The following is a 16,641-nucleotide window of genomic DNA, read 5'->3' as shown; positions in this document are numbered from 1 at the left end:
TTTATCCTCCAATTTTTACATTAAATCCTTGTTTTTCAAAAAAGTATTTTGCGTTTTCAATTTCATTATTTGAGGATTCTTGAATTCCACTCATTTTATTTTCAAAATTTAATTGTTCGTATTTCCCTTGTGCAATTTTGTGAAAAGGTAAAATATTGATATTTTTTATGTGTTTGAGGCTTATTAGATAATCTGTCATGTCTTTCAAGTAGCTTGACTGATTATTTATTGTAGGAATAAAAGGAAAACGAATATGGACTTCTTTTTTAATTTTAACTAAATATTCTAAGTTTTTTAAAATAACCTGATTAGAAACGCTTGTATATTTCTTATGCATTTTATTATCAAGATGCTTTAAATCGAATAAAAATAAATCGATATACTGACTGATTTCCTGAAAAATTTTAGATGATGCATATCCGCTTGTGTCTAAACAAATATGTAAGTTATGTTGTTTAAAAAGCTTTGCGGTCTCTATTAGAAAATCCGGCTGCATCAGAGGTTCGCCTCCTGTAAAAGTGATTCCTCCATTGGATTGTTCGTAAAACGGACGATCTTTTTCAGCTTCAATTAAAAGATTCTCAGAAGTTGTTTCCCAACCAATATAATTCTTTCCTTTAAACTTAAAATTGAGTTGTTCAACACCTGCTCTTATACTTTCCGGATTATGACACCACCAGCAGCTTAAAGGGCATCCTTTAAAAAATATACTGGTTCGGATTCCCGGACCATCGTGTATGGCAAATCGTTTGATATCAAAAACAATTCCAGTCATTGGATTGTAATAATTTAAAAATATAAAAAAGAAAAATTACGATAAGTAGGAGATAGGATATATCAGGAAATCCAGCATTCAAATAGACCACGACCAAAAGCACCGTACATACGGAGAAACATAGCAATATTTGATTGTTGTATCATCGGGGTAAAAGTACAAATCCTTTTGATAGGAATTCAAGTTGATGTGTTTTTTTTGCGGGTTGTAGTTTTAATTTTACCACGGAGTCATTAGATACAAAGCTTTTATACATAAAACATAATTTATATTACTTCATTTTGTCTTTGTGTCTCAGTAGTTTGTTTTTGAATTAAAAAAGGCCATTCGTCAAATGACGGATAGCCTTTTCATAAAATATTTCAAACAGAATTTATTTCAAGCCGCGTTTTTCCAATAAAGGTTCGATAGAAGGATCGGCTCCGCGGAAATTTTTGTAAAGTGTCATTGGATCGTCAGAACCACCGCGAGAAATAATATTTTTACGTAATGATTCACCGGTAGCTCTGTCGAAAATGCCATTTTCAACAAATGCTTGGTAAGCATCAGAATCTAAAACAGCAGCCCAGATATAAACATAGTAACCCGAAGCATAACCTTCGCCACCAAAAGAGTGATTAAAATAAGTACTTCTGTAACGTGGAATAATAGCATCAATTAATCCGAGATTATCCATTGTCTGTTTTTCAAAAGTCGGGATATCTAAATTGTCTATGGTTGCTGTATCGCTAATTAAATGATAATCGATATCTAATAAGCTTGCGGCAAGATATTCTAAAGTAATAAATCCTTGATTGAATTTTCCGCTATTATTTATTTTCTCAATTAATTCATCAGGAATAGGTTCTCCGGTTTCGTAATGTTTAGCATAAATTTTAAGCATTTCAGGTTCTAATGCCCAGTTTTCCATGATTTGTGAAGGTAGTTCAACAAAATCTCTTTTTACTGAAGTTCCTGAAAGGCTTGTATATTCAACATTGGATAATAAGCCGTGTAAAGCATGACCAAATTCGTGAAAAAGTGTTGTTACTTCGTCAAGACTTAGTAGTGAGGGTTGAGTAGCCGTTGGTTTGGTAAAGTTACCTACATTAACAATTATAGGACTTACAAAGTCATCGCCGGCACCCATTTGTTTACGATATGAAGACATCCATGCACCACCTCTTTTGCTGGCGCGAGGAAAATAATCAACCAAGAGAATTCCAATATGATCTCCGTTTTCTTCTTGAACTTCCCAAGCTTGAACATCTTCTTGATAAACAGGAATGTCATCACGTCTTACCATTTTTAAACCGTAAATACGATGTACCAATTCATAAGCACCAGCTTGAACGTTGGCAAGAGAGAAGTAAGGACGAATTTCTGATTCTTCGAGAGCATATTTTTCTTTTCTAACTTTCTCAGTATAATACCACCAATCCCAACTTTCTAATTTAAAGTTTCCTCCTTCTTTATCTATCATTGCTTGTAATTCCTTGGCTTCTTGTTTGGCAACCGGTAAAGTAGCATCCCATAATTTGTTTAATAAAGTCAAGACATTTTCAGGCGTTTTAGCCATATTGTTATCTATAGCATATTCGGCAAAATTCTTATATCCAAGAAGTTGAGCTTTTTGTAAGCGGAGTTTTAGAATTTCTTTAATAACCGCTTTATTATCATTTTCGTTGTCGTTATTTGCAAGATTCATCCATGCAGTATAAATTTCTTTACGTAATTCGCGATTATCAGCATATTGAAGGAAAGGAATCCAACTTGGTTTGTCGAGAGTGAAAACCCATTTACCTTCCATATTTTTTGCTTTAGCAGTTTCGGAAGCAGCATCGCGAACAGATTGTGGAAGACCACTTAAATCAGCTTCGTTTTCAATAACTAAAGTATAAGCGTTACGATCTTTGATTATATTTTCGCCAAATTGTGGATAGAGTAATGCTAATTTCCCATTAATTGAGCGCATAGTGGCTTGATCTTTTTCGTTTAAGTTAGCACCTCCACGTACGAATCCATTATACACTTTATCAAGTAAAGCAGTTTGTACAGTATTTAAAATTTTGTCGCTTTTACCTTCAACATTAAGTGCTAATTCTTTTTGTTCATCATAAACGGTTTTAACGCGTTTGAATAACTTTGGATTCATGTTAATATTATCGCCATGAGCTGCCAACTTAGGAGCAATTTCTTTATTAATGGCTTTAATTTCATCATTGGCATTAGCTCCAAATTGATTGAAAAAAACACTACTTACTTTGTCTAAAAGAGCTCCGCTTTTATCCATTGCTACTAATGTGTTTTCAAAAGTAGGAGCATCAGGATTTTCTGCTATTGCCTTAATTTCAGCTGCATGTTGTTTAATTCCTTCTTCAAAAGCAGGAATATAATGTTCAGTTTTTATTTTATCGAAGTTTGGAACTTCATAAGGCGTTCCGTAATCGGCAAAAAATGGATTTTCTTCCATCTGTTTATCGTTTGTTTTACAAGCTGTAAAAATTAAGCTTACAGCTAGAAGTATAAAAAATGTTTTTTTCATTGATAGGATTTTTTTTGTGTTTGAAAAAGCAAATGTAAAGAATATTAGAGTGAAAGTAAAGTTGATTCTCGGTTATTCTGTCGGTTTTAATAATTGGTGTAGTTTTTGAGTGAATTTGTGTTAAAAATATACAAGAGTTCTTGTTTAATAATGGATAGAAAAACGATTTCTGTATTTTTGCACAAAATTTAAAACTTATGACTATACTATTTATACTTTTTGGAATAACAGTTTTCTTCTTTTATGTAAGTTACATTAACTCGCACAATAGTGCGAAGAAACAAATCAACGCGAAAAGATTTAAGTTTGGAATAAATAAAGCCGGTTATGGAAAATGGATAGGTGGAGGTTTAGGTTGGGCACTTGGTGGTCCTATTGGAGGTTTACTGGGGTTTTACCTTGGTTCAATGTTCGAAGGAGAAAGCAAAAGTTCCGGTTCCGGTTTTCAGGGACATCCTTATGTTTCGGATAGTCAGCCAACACAAGCTGGCGATTTTAGTTTAAGTCTTTTGGTTTTGTCTGCCGCTGTTATGAAAGCCGATGGCATTGTAAAGAAATCTGAGCTTGATTATGTGAAACGTTTTTTTGTGAGCAATTTCGGTGAAGCCAAGACTATTCAGCAAATGCAAGTTCTTAAAGAGCTATTGAAAAAAGATATCAATATTCAGGATGTAAGTATGCAAATACGTACTTCTATGGACTACTCTTCGCGTTTGCAATTACTTCATTATTTATTTGGTATTGCCGGAGCTGACAGAGTGACTGCTGATTCTGAGATTAATATGATTCAGGATATAGCGGGATTTATGGGTATTCCTTCTGCCGATTTCAAATCGGTAAAAGCCATGTTTGTGAAAGATACAGAGTCGGCTTATAAAATTTTAGAGATTACTCCTGATGCTAGTGATAGTGAAGTTAAAAAAGCCTATCATAAAATGGCTATAAAATATCATCCCGATAAGGTAAGTCATTTAGGCGAGGAAGTGCGAAATGCTGCTGAGGAAAAATTCCAAAAGTTGAATGCCGCTTATGATGAGATTAAGAAAATTCGAGGGATTAATTAAAGTTCTAAGGTGATAGAGTGAAGAAGTTACAACTCTATTTTACATTTCATTTCAGCTTAACTTCTTATGATTGATCTAAAAGTACATACCGAAAAGGCTAAGCTAGCACTGAAGAAGAATAAAAAGTTAGCAACACAATTGCGCAAAAAAAAGCCTAAAGATTTGGATGCTGTTGTTAGTGATTTGCACGATCAGGCTTTTTCGCATATTGATTGCCTTGAATGTGCAAATTGTTGTAAAAGCATTAGCCCAATTATTACGGATAAAGATATTCAGCGTATTGCAAAGCATTTACGGGTTCGTCCATCCAAGCTTGTTGAAGATTATTTATTTTTGGATAATGAAAACGATTATGTTTTTAGGCAACAACCCTGCCCGTTTTTAGGTGAAGATAATTACTGCTCTATTTATGATGTGCGACCCAAAGCTTGTCGGGAATACCCGCATACCGATCGCGATAAATTCTATCAATTGCTTAATTTAAGTGTCAAAAATACTATTATTTGTCCTGCTGTTTTGGAAGTCTTTGAGGGTTTGGGAGAGGAGTTCAAGAAATAAATATCATACAATCATTTTTGCACAAATTTCAGGAGCTTCTATCGGAAACAAATGACCAAATTTTGTATTTACTTCCAGAGTAGAATTAGAAGATGTCTTTTCCCATTTATTTCTTACCTTTTGTGTAAAAAACAGAGAAGGTTTTCCTGCAATCACTTGAATAGGAATTTTTACTTTTTTCAGATATTTCCAGATTGAAGGGGCTAAAGCATAATTTGAAGTCTCCCATTTTGATGAAAATGTTAAAGTGAATTTTCCATTGTATAGAGGCTTGAGTCCGTATTCTACATAATCTTTTAGTACATCGTTTTTAATTCTTTTGTAAGCTTTGTTTTTCCTGCAATTTTTGTAAAATGCTTCTTTGCTTTCCCAAATATCTTGTTTTACTAAACCACTTTTAAAAGGTTGAAAATGTTTTTTTACAAAATAGGGAGTGAGCTTTACAATTATTCCAAGTATGGTTGAAACCGAGGCGGGTTCAATTAAAATCAGAGATTTAAAAAGCTCTGGTCGTTTGGATGTCGCAATAATAGCAGCAGTAGCTCCTTGCGAATGTCCTATTGCTACAATTGGTTCTTTATATTTTTGTTCTATAAAAGCAATTAAATCATCTGCATATAGTTCCCAGCTTGTTTGAAGTGAGGGATTTCCAATATTTGGCCAGCAAGCACGAGGCGATAAGCAAGTCAACTTATATTTTGAGGTGAGCTGTTTTAAAAATTCGGAATAAGTTCCCAAAGGAAATCCGTTTGCAGAGTAAAAAACAGCTTCAATACCGCTATCGTTTAGTTGCAGATAGCGTGCTTCTTTGTCCCGAATAGTAATTGGTTTAAATACGAAATCCATTGAGTATACTGTTTTACGAGTACTAAGAGTTAAAAAATATTTGTTAAGTTTTACAAAAAACCAATCGCTATTACTAAACTTATTAATCCAAGAATAAGCAGGTAAGAAAAAATATTTCCAAAGTTAAGTGTCCAACCGAAACGATGGTTTATTTTTGGGACAATAATTCTATAATCGTTAGGATTATAGTAAAAAATTCCTCGCCAATTGTCGGGATTTTTATCTAGTAAATCATAATTGTGTTTTGCTTTCCTTTTCATTGTGGTTGGGTTTAATGTTAGGTGTAAAGGTAGGGAAAAAACTTGGGCGTAGCAAGTGCTTTTAGTGTATATCTAAATGGTTTTAGTACTAATTTTAATTAGTGCTCTCAGTTGTCCTTTACTTTTATAGGCAAGGATTATAAGTTTTTATCGGTTTATTTTGTAAGTATTATAATCCCATCAAAGCCTTAGCACCTTCTAAAATAAAACGCATTTCAGCAGCTTTTACAAGGCTTATAGTTTGCTCGGTTTTATCTTTTAAAGTAATGCTTTTTACAGAAAAATTGTCTTTATTAAAGTATACTTTAAGCAAATTGGAGAAGAATAAGTAGCTATTTTCAGTTTCGGTAAGAGAATAGCTTTGATCGCCATTTTTATAAGAAAGTAGATATTCTTTGTTTAATTTTTCTAAGAAATAACCTTCTGTATTATCTGTATAACTTTCTTTTGTTAAATAAACGTGCGGCTTGTTTTTATATGGCTCCCCCGCTGTTGGGCAAAAAGTAGTACAATTACCACATTCATTACAGAAATCAGCTATATTTAAAATTTGCTGACTTTGTTTTATCTCAAAAGGAATATCGGGAACTAAAATGGCTTTACCATCGTTTATTTGAACTTTTGATAAATTAAATGTTTGGGGATTTACCGTATAATTAAAATTGGCTCGGTTAGGACAAACTCCAACACAAATATTACAATAATCGTCGCAAGACAAGCAGCGAGAAGCTTCTTCCATAATTTGCTCGGCTGTTGTTATATTTTTATGGTCTGCTTCGCCATAAACTCTTTTTGCACGTTTGTTTAAATGTTCTTGATCGCTTATTTTTTTATCCTCTTTTGCAAAAGAAAAATGGTGTTCTAACTCTGCTATTTTTATAATTTCTTTGGCCATATTTTGTCCATCGCCAACGGCTTGAACAATGCTGGCTGCACCGTGCCTGACATCACCTCCGTGGAATACATTTCCTGAACGAAGAAGCTTTGAATCTTTTTGTAATTTGGCTAAATTTTCATCGAAAAAAGGCAATTTAACATCTTGACCAATAGCAGGAATAATAGCAGTTGCTTTTAAATCAATTGGATCTTCATTCTTAGAAATCACTGTTAACCGGCCATCAGAGCCTCGCTTTTCGCTTAATTGCATTGGGTCGCAACGAAGTATCATCCCTTCATTACTTTCAATAATTTCGAGCGGACTTAATAAATTTAAAAAGCGAACACCTTCTGCTTTTGCATCGTGAATCTCTTCAGCATCGGCAGGCATTTGAGCTAAAGAGCGGCGATAGACAACCCTTACTTCTCCTTTGCCCTTTTGGAGTTTTTTTGCCGCGCGAGCAACATCCATAGCAGTATTTCCACCACCAATAATAATAACATTATCGCCTTGATTTATAACTGTGTTTTTCTTAAAATCAGATAGGAATTTTAAGGCGTTAAAAACCATATTTGTATTGGAGCCGGGAATTTTTAATGCTTTCATATTTTGAGCTCCAATAGCTATATAAACGTAATTATAATCTGCTTTTAGTTGATTAAAAAGCTCTTGGTCAACGGGTGAATTATAATGGATTTGAACGCCCAAGTTTTCAATTCTTGCAATGTCTTCGTATAAAGCATTGTTTGGCATGCGGAAACTTGGGATGGCCTTGTGAACCAATCCTCCGGCAGAATCTTCACTTTCAAATACCTCTACTTTAAAACCTTCAAGTGCTAAGAAATAGGCTGCCGATAAACCGGCAGGTCCGGCTCCTACTATTGCAATATTTAAACCGTTTGCTTTGGGAACGTTTAACATATCGCTATTTCCTTGTTGACTGACAAAGTTCTTGATTTCTCTGATTTGAACGGGATTATCGTAGTTTATTCGCGTGCATTTGCTTTGGCAGCTATGCTCACAAACAAGACCTAACGTTTGAGGGAAAGCATTATTTCGTAAAATGACTTCGAAAGATTTTTGAAATTCGCCTTGAGCAGCAAAATGCAAATATTCAGGAATGTTTTGTGTAGTTGGACAGGTGTCAACACAAGGAGCTGCTGTACAATCAAACAGGCCTAACTCTCGTTCTGTTTTGATATTTTTCTGCTCAAAAATATGATATTTATAAGCGTTGTTGGTTAAAACCTTTTTAGCATAAGCTTGTAGGTTTTCAAGATGACGGGCATTGTTGTTTTCTGAAATTGCAGCAATTTTATCGAGTTTGTTTTCTTTTAAATATTGTTGAATATTTTCGGCATACTGTGCCATTCGGCTGTAGCCGCCTGGTTTTAAAAGGTCGGAAGAAACAGTAATAGGCTGAATTCCACAATTCAAAACATCAGCAATATTAAAAGCATCAATACCGGCAGAAAAACTAACATCTAAACGACCATTGAACTCTGTTTGAAGCTTTGCTGCTACGTTTATACTTATTGGATGCAAGGCTCTTCCGCTTAAATACATCATTTCTTCTTTAGCATTAAAAACATCTTTTTGGTTTTTAACTTCTAAGGTGTTTGTCAATTTCAACCCAAAATGTACTCCTGTTTTTTGTGCTGAATTTTTTAGATTCTTGATGATAGATAAAGCATCGGGGTATTTTAAATCGTGTTCAAAAGCAATGTCGGGAACCTGAACAGGCCATCCCATTTTATCGTTTAAGATTCCACGTAGATTTTCTGTACCTAAAAGAGTAGGATTGAGTTTTACAATGGTATGGAGCTTCTTTTTCTCTATTAAATAAGTTGCAATTTCTTCAATTTCGTGAGCCGGACAGCCGTGCATTGTAGAAAGGGTAATGTTATTAGAAAGTTGTACAGGTATATCTATTTCATCAATTGCGGGATAAAGACTACGGATTTGCTGTTTCTTTTCTTCCAGTTCTGCCGATGAATCTTTCATTTTAGCAAAGAAATCTTGCACGTTTTCTTGCATAATTCCTCTTAAATCGTAACCAACACTCATATTAAAAATCGTATCGGGGCTTTTGCCCCAACCAAAATAATGATTTAAAACATGAATAATTATCCACGCATTTTGATATTCACTTATACTATTATTGATTTTTAATTCTTGTGACCATTCGCAATTATAGCCTTCGTCTTGCATATCGATACAAGGTTTGCTTACTTCTAATTCATCGAGTGTTTGAATGGTTTTCAGTTCTATATATCGTGCTCCAAAAAGCCAAGATGAAACAATGTTTTGTGCTAGTTGTGTATGTGGCCCAGCCGCTACTCCGTAAGGTGTTGAGAGAGTCTTACCAAAGCGTTGAATTTTTAAATTTTCAAAGTTATTTGGATTAACAAAAAGTTGCTTAGGAAGTCCTAAAATTTCATCTTCGGAATTAAGTTCACGTAATATTCTTTTTAAAAGTTTATTAAGAGAGATGGGGTAAAATTGGTCAGTCATATTATAGAAATTTAGCGAGTAAAATTACAAAAGCTTTTGATGCTGCCAAAGCTAGTTTTTTTATACATAAAAAAAAATGATGATAAAGCAGATAATCAGAGATAAAACATTATTTTTGCTTTTTGATTGTGAAATAAACCTTAGTGGGTAACTAAATTTAGAAAGATGAAAATTGCATTAAAACTGTTTTTATTGGTAGTGATTGTAGGATTGGGATATATGGTTGTGGAAAGCATAATGGAGCCTGTCCGTTTTAATAAGGAAAAAAATAAGCGCGACCAAGCGGTTATTCATAAATTAGAAGATATTAGAGCCGGAGAATTGGCTTATAGAAAAGTGAATGGTAAATATACCGCAAGCTGGGATACTTTAATTGATTTCTTGAAAACCAGTGAGTTTTTTATTGTTAAAGAGGTTGCTGACCCTAACGATACTACCTTTACAAAGACTATACGAGATACTTTAGGAACAATTTCTATTATTGATTCATTGTATGGTAAGCGTGATCATTTCAATGTTGATCAGTTGAAATATGTTCCAATACCGGCAAAATTCTTTGCTAACGAAACTTTTGAGTTGCGTTCAGGCGAAATTAAACGTGGTGGTGTTCCTGTTCAAGTGTTTGAAAGTCAGGCTGATTACAAAGTGATATTAAAAGGTCTTGATGAGCAGCTTATTATCAATTTGATTAAGAAAGTTGAAGAGATGAATAAGTATGCCGGACTTAAAGTAGGATCGCTAAACGAAGCATCTACCGAAGGAAATTGGAAGTAATAAATTATGCCTTTGCCTAATTCAATGATAGCATCGGCTCAATTTATTGATCGGGATTTTCAGTCCGATAATATAAAAAATAACAGATTGTCCATTCAGCTTAGGTTGGATGGATTTTCTTTTGCCCAAATAGATAGTATAAGGAACAAAGTTTTACTTATTGAAGATTATAAAGTGCCTCTGATGTTGGGTGATGAAGCTGTTTATCAGAGCGAAAAAGTTAATCTTCGTTTGGGAGATATTCTCGTTGAAAAGAAAATTAGCAGTAAGGATTTTAAAAGTGTACATCTGACCATTGATAATAACTATTTTACTTTAGTTCCTATTGCTCTGTTTGATAAAGAGAACGCAATAGATTATCTTAATCAGCTACATCGATTACCCGAAAATTTTATGGTAAGAACCGATAAGCTTTCTTTTTTAGAAACTCAGAATGTATATGCTGTTTATGCTCCATCATTTTATAGCTTGAGTGATCATTTTTCAACGATTAATCTTAAACACGCCTCTACTGTCTTTATTCAGCAAATGGCGATATTGCAGAAAATGCGAAAAGGAGCAGCTGTTTACGCAGAAGTAGCTGTAAATTCTATGCATATTATTGTTTTCGATAACGATAAATTACTGTTTTCAAATACTTTTTCATTTAAGGAAAAAGAAGATTTTATTTATTTTATCTTATTGGTATATAATCAATTAAACCTTAAGCCGGAAAGTGTTCCTTTACTGTTTTCAGGTAATATTGATAGGAGTACAGAGCTTTATGCTATTGCTTATCAATATATAGGCAACTTGGAATTTCCAAATATAAAGAATAGAGGTTTAGTTTTCGGAAATGATATTCCGAAGACGATTGCTTCAAAATACCACATTTTAACACAAGCCGTTTTATGCGAATAATTAGTGGATATTTTAAAGGCAAGCGATTTACTTTGCCTAAAAACTTGAAGTTGCGACCAACAACAGATATGGCTAAAGAAAGCCTTTTTAATGTTATCAATAATTTAGTGGATTTTGAAGATATTGATGCTTTAGATTTATTTTCCGGTACAGGAAGTATTAGCTATGAATTGGTATCGAGAGGTGTAAATAGTGTTTTATCTGTTGAGCAAAACGGACAGCATGCTCGTTTTATCGAATCGATCATTGATAAATTGGAAATGGAGAATATGCGTATTCTTAAAATGGATGTTTTCCAGTTTATTAAAACCAATAAACGTGCTTTCGATTTTGTTTTTGCCGATCCTCCTTATGATATGCCAGAACTAAATACTTTACCGAATTTAGTTTTTTCTAGTAATTTGCTTCAGGTTGATGGAATGTTTGTATTAGAACACCCAAAGCATACCTCATTTACAGAACATCCCAATTTTTTCGATCATAGAAAATACGGGAATGTGAATTTCACCTTCTTTAAAAATAATAAGGATTTAACGGAATAAAACATCCTGTTTTTCCTCTTTGTGAGCATCACGTTTTATTATAAAGTCAAAATATCTATCAATGCCTTCATGGGGTTTTTTTGCAGGGTTTAGCAAGATTTTATTTTCGCGGTCGAGCAAAATATAAAGGGGATAAGTCCGTATACGATAGGAATTTAAAAGATCAAAGTTATTATTAAATAAAAGCCGATCCCAACTTGCTTTAGTCTCATTTGTATATTTAATAAGTCCGTTTTTGGTGTAGTTCACAAAAACTTCAACAACTGCAATATCCTTTTTATATTTTTCGTGTATTCTTTCAAGAGCAACTCTGTCAGATTCGCAAGCCTGACAATTGTCCGAGGTGAAAATAAGATAGATATACCTTCCTTTATAATCGCTTAAGCTTTTATAATTTCCTTGTGTTGACTTTAGTTTAAATATTGGTGCTATAGCTCCAATTTGTAATCCGCTTAATTGACTAATGATTGCTGCCCCTATTTTTTTATGCTCAGTAAACTTACTATTCTTAGTTATTTCTTCAATTAAAATTTTTATCTGCAAAGCATTAAAATCTTTATTGTAATACACTTCTTTTAGTGCATTTAAAAGAACTAATTCGCGTAAACGCTCTTGAATTAAAATTGGATCTTGCCCAAGATAATCTATAAGTTTATAAATATTGTTTCCATTTCTAATCAACTTAATAAACTCATGGTAATTTGTATTTCTCTTTCCTGTTACAAAATATTTTGCAAAGTAGTGATTGAAAAACAGCATATAAGCCGGGTTATTATACAAAATCTCGGCATTTTTAAAATATGTTTCGCCTAATTTTAAATCGCTTACGGTATGCGAAGCATTTTTTAAATCGGCTAATTGGTAGGCAATAAAGTTTTTGAAGAATATTTTTTCTTTTGGGCTTAAATTAGTTGTCTCCTTAAGCTTTGTTTCTGTTTCATCTTCAAAAGATTGTAGCAGTTTGCTGTCGCGATATTTGTATAATGCCACAAAATTTTCTTCCACGAAACTACTAAAAGTGTAGTTAAAATTATCAATGGCTTCATCCAAAGCATTTCTCTTACCCCAAAATAAATGTAAAGGCTTTTGCTCGCTTATCGCACTTTTTGGTGGGATTTCTACATTTTCTATTTTAAGTTGATAGCTTCTTCCTTCTTCGGCAAAAAAGGAAAAAGTTTGGTTACCGATATGTACAAATATTTCTTGAATATCGGCAATTTCAAAACCCAATTCAAAATTCTCGTCACCCTTAATCTCATACATATCAAGTAAGTTTTCCTGAAAACTAATCTGATCAGAATAAGCAGATACACGAATAACTAAGCCATTTCCGTTTATTACTTTTCCTTCTATAAAAGTTGGTAATGCCTTGGAAATAGGAAGCATAAAAAAGAGTAAGCCAAGAAAAAGAAACTGCTTAAGATAAGTTGTCATTTTTAGTTAACGCTTAATTGCTTTTATTATTTGAGAAAGGGAAGAGCTTCTGCCGGAATAAACTGACTCACATCGCCATTATTACGTAAGATATCACGAACGATCGAGGAGTTTAAAGCCGTATGTTCGGGTTGAGTGAGTAAAAATACGGTTTCAATTTCGGAATTCATCTGCTTGTTAATTTGTCCGATACTACGTTCAAATTCAAAATCGGCCGAAGTGCGTAAGCCACGAAGTAAGAATTTAGCATTTACTTTCTTGCAAAAATCTATTGTAAGTCCTGTATAGCTTTGTACTTCAATTTTATCTGAATCGGCAAAAACCGCTTCAATCATTTTTATTCGGTTTTCCAAATCAAAATAGTTCGACTTTAAAGCATTTACTCCAATGGCGATAATAATTTTATCAAAGAGAGGAATTGCTCTTTTAATTATTGAGGCATGCCCACAGGTAATAGGATCGAATGAACCCGGGAATATTGCAATTTTTTCCATAATTTAATCTTCTTTATCATACCAACTGGCGTACATATTATAGGAGTCTGAAATCCGATTTACTTCGCCTTTAAGTAGAGCTTCATCAATATCTTTAATTTTTTTTGCAGGAACACCTGCCCAAACAGTACCCGATTCGATATGAGTTCCTTTTGAAACAACGGCTCCGGCAGCAATAATCGAATTGCTTTCTACCAAAACATCATCCATTAAAATAGCACCCATTCCTACTAAAACATTATCACGAATTTTGCAACCATGAACAATGGCATTATGTGCAATAGAAACATTATCGCCAATTTCAACAGGGGCTTTTTGGTAAGTACAATGGATAATAGCACCATCTTGTACATTTACATTGTTCCCAATTCGGATGCTATGAACGTCGCCTCTAACTACAGCATTAAACCAAACGCTGCATTTATCGCCCATCACTACATCGCCAACAACCGTTGCATTGTCGGCAAGGAAACAATCTTTTCCAAAGATTGGAGCTACGCCTTTTACTTTTCTAATGATTGCCATTTTGAAATTTTGTCAAAAATAATGAAAAAAGAAAAGCTTTGCTTTTATATTTTTTACTTTTGTGATATGACAAGACCACCTTATCTAAGAGAGGGTGACCAAATAGGATTGGTATCACCGGCACGTAAAGTTAGTATAGATGAAATTAGAGCATCCGTTAAAATGCTTCAAAGCTGGGGTTTAGAACCTGTTTTTGGACAGCATCTTTTTTCACAAGAAAATCAGTTTGCAGGAAATGATGAGGAAAGAGCAGCCGATTTTCAAAGTTTTTTAGATGATGCTGAAATAAAAGCAATTATTTCTACGCGAGGCGGTTATGGTAGTGTTAGAATTATTGATAGTCTTGATTTTGATCAGTTTGAACGCTTTCCGAAATGGCTGATTGGCTATTCTGATTTTACCGTTTTTCATAGTCACGTAAATGCTCAATTTAGTATTGAAACTTTGCATGCCACTATGCCTTTGAACTTTCCTAAAGATGGAAAAGAAAATTTTGCTACCGAAAGTCTACGTAAAGCATTATTTGGAGAATTGGATAAATATACTTTTAAACCAACAAAGGTAATCCGCGCTGATAATGTTAAAGGCGAATTAATAGGAGGAAATTTATCCATTCTTTACAGTTTAATGGGTTCAGAATCAGAAATGGATTTTGATGGAAAAATTCTTTTTATTGAGGATTTGGATGAGTATTTGTACCATATCGATAGGATGATGATGAACTTAAAACGTGCTAGAAAACTTGAAAACTTAGCAGGTTTGATTGTAGGTGGAATGAATGATATGAACGATAATGCCATCCCTTTTGGAAAAACAGCAGAAGAAATTATTTTAGAACATAGTAAAGAATTTACCTATCCAATCGTGTTTGGATTTCCTGCCGGTCATATTGCCGATAATCGGGCATTGATAATGGGTAGAGAAGTTTCTTTAGAAGTAAATAGCAATGAAAGCACGCTAACTTTTCTGTAGCTTTTGAATAGGGTTCTTATAAGTAAATTTGATTTATTGTCTACTTTTCTATAAATTTAGCTGAATTTTAATTCTAAAAATCATGGACTCTACTTCAGATTTTTACATTAGTGATTACCTTTCAGATAGTGGTGTAGGCTTTGGCAATTCAAAATACCTTGGTTCAGCCGGAGTAAATTAAATCTTATGATAGAAAAACATGAACTGGGGAAGCGTGGAGAAGCATTTGCCCTTCATTTATTGGTTTCCAAAGGCTTTAAAATATTAGAAACAAATTGGCGGCATCGCAAGGATGAAGTAGATATTATTGCCAAGAATAATGACTATTTAGTTATTGTTGAGGTTAAGACGCGGAGTACTAACTATTTTGGAGAGCCTTTTATTGCCGTAACCAAGAAAAAACAAGGTTTTCTTATTCGAGCTGCTAATGCTTATATTGAAGAAAATGATATAGATTTAGAATGTCGTTTTGATATTATCTCTATTGTTTTTGCTCAAAATAAATATCAGGTAGATCATATTGAAGATGCTTTTTATCCGGAGTAGGAGTATGGTCTTTGCTGTTTCTCTTTTTTTGTTTTAAAATAATTCATTATTTCGAACACATTGCCATCATTCCGAACGAAGAGAGGAATCTCATTCTTAAACAGATAAACTTTGTTGAGAACTTTGCCGTTTCTCTATCGCTACGCTCATCGAAATGCTTACGCCGAACTTACCGAAGTGAACTACCTCTTTAAGGTGCCCCCTTGCTAAAAAAAACGTACTTTTGCAGTATGTACCAGCAACTCATCAATTTCATTTTAAAAGAGAAACTTATCGCCAAAGGCGAGAAAGTGCTTTTAACAGTAAGTGGAGGTATCGACTCCGTGGTGATGTGCCATTTGTTTGCCCAAACCGATTTTGTTTTTGCTATTGCACATTGTAATTTTGGACTTAGAGGAGCAGAATCTGATGGAGATGCCGCCTTTGTTGAAGCATTGGCAAAAGACTTAAATATTCCTTTTTTTCTTAATAATTGTAGTGCTTCGGCTTATGCTAAAAAACATAAGATTTCTATTCAAATGTCTGCTCGCGATTTACGTTTTGTCTGGTTCAGAGAGCTTTGCGAGAAAGAAAATTATGCTGTTTATGCTACTGCTCATCATGCTGATGATGCCATAGAAACATATTTTATTAATCAGTTGCGCGGAACAGGAATTGCCGGTTTGCATGGATTATTGCCGAAAAACGGAAAGCTTATCCATCCACTGTTATTCACTACGCGCAACGAAATAGATACTTATGTAAAGCAAAATAATTTAAGCTTTAGAGAAGACAGTTCCAATGCATCAACAAAATATTTACGGAACAGTCTTCGGCATAAAGTGATGCCTGTTTTAGAAAGTCTTCAGCCAAATTATCGTACTATTCTTATGCAGAATATGCAACGTTTTTCATCTGCTGAATCTATCTATTTGCAGAAAGTGGAAGAGGAGAGAAAAAGAATTTGTACAAATAAAGCTGATAAGTTAATTATTTCCATTCGTGAATTAGTGGCATTATCAAATACTGCAACCTATTTATATGAGTTTCTTAAGCC

At 33.8% G+C, this 16,641-nt stretch carries 16 protein-coding genes; 8 read left to right on the top strand and 8 right to left on the bottom strand.

The genetic code is table 11. From position 1 onward, the window contains the following. Position 1: 1 nt before the first annotated feature. Both J7K39_05680 and J7K39_05675 read right to left on the bottom strand, forming a co-directional pair. A complete protein-coding gene (locus tag J7K39_05680) occupies positions 2–775 on the bottom strand; it encodes a glycyl-radical enzyme activating protein (protein ID MCD6179376.1) in 774 nt (257 codons plus the stop codon). Between the two features lie 373 nt (positions 776–1,148). Beyond that, complete coding sequence (locus J7K39_05675; GenBank protein MCD6179375.1) at positions 1,149–3,299, bottom strand: M3 family metallopeptidase; 2,151 nt, start codon at positions 3,297–3,299, stop codon at positions 1,149–1,151. Positions 3,300–3,496: 197 nt separating this feature from the next. Here J7K39_05675 and J7K39_05670 point away from each other — a divergent pair, with 197 nt between their 5' ends. Both J7K39_05670 and J7K39_05665 read left to right on the top strand, forming a co-directional pair. Next, a complete protein-coding gene (locus J7K39_05670; GenBank protein ID MCD6179374.1) occupies positions 3,497–4,363 on the top strand; it encodes a molecular chaperone DjiA in 867 nt (288 codons plus the stop codon). A 66-nt stretch (positions 4,364–4,429) separates the two neighbouring features. Then, positions 4,430–4,921, top strand: a complete 492-nt coding sequence (locus tag J7K39_05665; protein MCD6179373.1) for a YkgJ family cysteine cluster protein — start codon at positions 4,430–4,432, stop codon at positions 4,919–4,921. Positions 4,922–4,924: 3 nt separating this feature from the next. Here the strand turns inward: J7K39_05665 and J7K39_05660 are convergent, their stop codons facing one another. From J7K39_05660 to ygfK, 3 genes are all read right to left on the bottom strand, one after another. After that, a complete protein-coding gene (locus J7K39_05660) occupies positions 4,925–5,767 on the bottom strand; it encodes an alpha/beta hydrolase (protein MCD6179372.1) in 843 nt (280 codons plus the stop codon). A gap of 50 nt (positions 5,768–5,817) precedes the next feature. Beyond that, positions 5,818–6,027 carry a hypothetical protein gene (locus J7K39_05655; protein ID MCD6179371.1) on the bottom strand — a complete coding sequence of 70 codons (210 nt, stop codon included), beginning with the start codon at positions 6,025–6,027 and terminating at the stop codon, positions 5,818–5,820. A gap of 169 nt (positions 6,028–6,196) precedes the next feature. Continuing rightward, positions 6,197–9,418 carry a putative selenate reductase subunit YgfK gene (gene ygfK, locus J7K39_05650; GenBank protein ID MCD6179370.1) on the bottom strand — a complete coding sequence of 1,074 codons (3,222 nt, stop codon included), beginning with the start codon at positions 9,416–9,418 and terminating at the stop codon, positions 6,197–6,199. Positions 9,419–9,583: 165 nt separating this feature from the next. Here ygfK and J7K39_05645 point away from each other — a divergent pair, with 165 nt between their 5' ends. The 3 genes from J7K39_05645 to rsmD are packed head-to-tail and all read left to right on the top strand — an operon-like array spanning position 9,584 to position 11,634. Further along, on the top strand, positions 9,584–10,192 hold the full coding sequence (locus tag J7K39_05645; protein MCD6179369.1) for a hypothetical protein: 609 nt from the start codon (positions 9,584–9,586) through the stop codon (positions 10,190–10,192). 6 nt (positions 10,193–10,198) lie between these two features. After that, positions 10,199–11,092, top strand: coding sequence for a DUF3822 family protein (locus J7K39_05640; protein ID MCD6179368.1), 894 nt, complete (start codon positions 10,199–10,201; stop codon positions 11,090–11,092). Beyond that, positions 11,083–11,634 carry a 16S rRNA (guanine(966)-N(2))-methyltransferase RsmD gene (gene rsmD, locus J7K39_05635; GenBank protein ID MCD6179367.1) on the top strand — a complete coding sequence of 184 codons (552 nt, stop codon included), beginning with the start codon at positions 11,083–11,085 and terminating at the stop codon, positions 11,632–11,634. The genes J7K39_05640 and rsmD overlap by 10 nt, the downstream gene beginning before the upstream one ends. Here rsmD and J7K39_05630 read toward each other — a convergent pair. The 3 genes from J7K39_05630 to J7K39_05620 are packed head-to-tail and all read right to left on the bottom strand — an operon-like array spanning position 11,623 to position 14,087. After that, on the bottom strand, positions 11,623–13,068 hold the full coding sequence (locus tag J7K39_05630; GenBank protein MCD6179366.1) for a redoxin domain-containing protein: 1,446 nt from the start codon (positions 13,066–13,068) through the stop codon (positions 11,623–11,625). The genes rsmD and J7K39_05630 overlap by 12 nt on opposite strands. 26 nt (positions 13,069–13,094) lie before the next feature. Further along, a complete protein-coding gene (gene coaD, locus J7K39_05625; GenBank protein MCD6179365.1) occupies positions 13,095–13,562 on the bottom strand; it encodes a pantetheine-phosphate adenylyltransferase in 468 nt (155 codons plus the stop codon). A 3-nt stretch (positions 13,563–13,565) separates the two neighbouring features. Further along, a complete protein-coding gene (locus J7K39_05620) occupies positions 13,566–14,087 on the bottom strand; it encodes a gamma carbonic anhydrase family protein (GenBank protein MCD6179364.1) in 522 nt (173 codons plus the stop codon). 66 nt (positions 14,088–14,153) lie between these two features. Here J7K39_05620 and J7K39_05615 point away from each other — a divergent pair, with 66 nt between their 5' ends. The 3 genes from J7K39_05615 to tilS form a co-directional block, all read left to right on the top strand. After that, the gene (locus J7K39_05615) at positions 14,154–15,059 is read left to right on the top strand and encodes an LD-carboxypeptidase (GenBank protein ID MCD6179363.1); all 906 of its coding nucleotides are present in this window, start codon (positions 14,154–14,156) and stop codon (positions 15,057–15,059) included. Positions 15,060–15,245: 186 nt separating this feature from the next. Next, positions 15,246–15,605, top strand: coding sequence for a YraN family protein (locus tag J7K39_05610; GenBank protein MCD6179362.1), 360 nt, complete (start codon positions 15,246–15,248; stop codon positions 15,603–15,605). Positions 15,606–15,835: 230 nt separating this feature from the next. Beyond that, positions 15,836–16,641: tRNA lysidine(34) synthetase TilS (tilS, locus tag J7K39_05605; GenBank protein MCD6179361.1), on the top strand; the 806-nt coding region annotated here is incomplete at its 3' end.

This window comes from Bacteroidales bacterium (genome assembly GCA_021157585.1).
Taxonomy (GTDB): domain Bacteria; phylum Bacteroidota; class Bacteroidia; order Bacteroidales; family UBA12170; genus UBA12170.
This window is presented reverse-complemented; position numbering and strand designations above follow the sequence as displayed.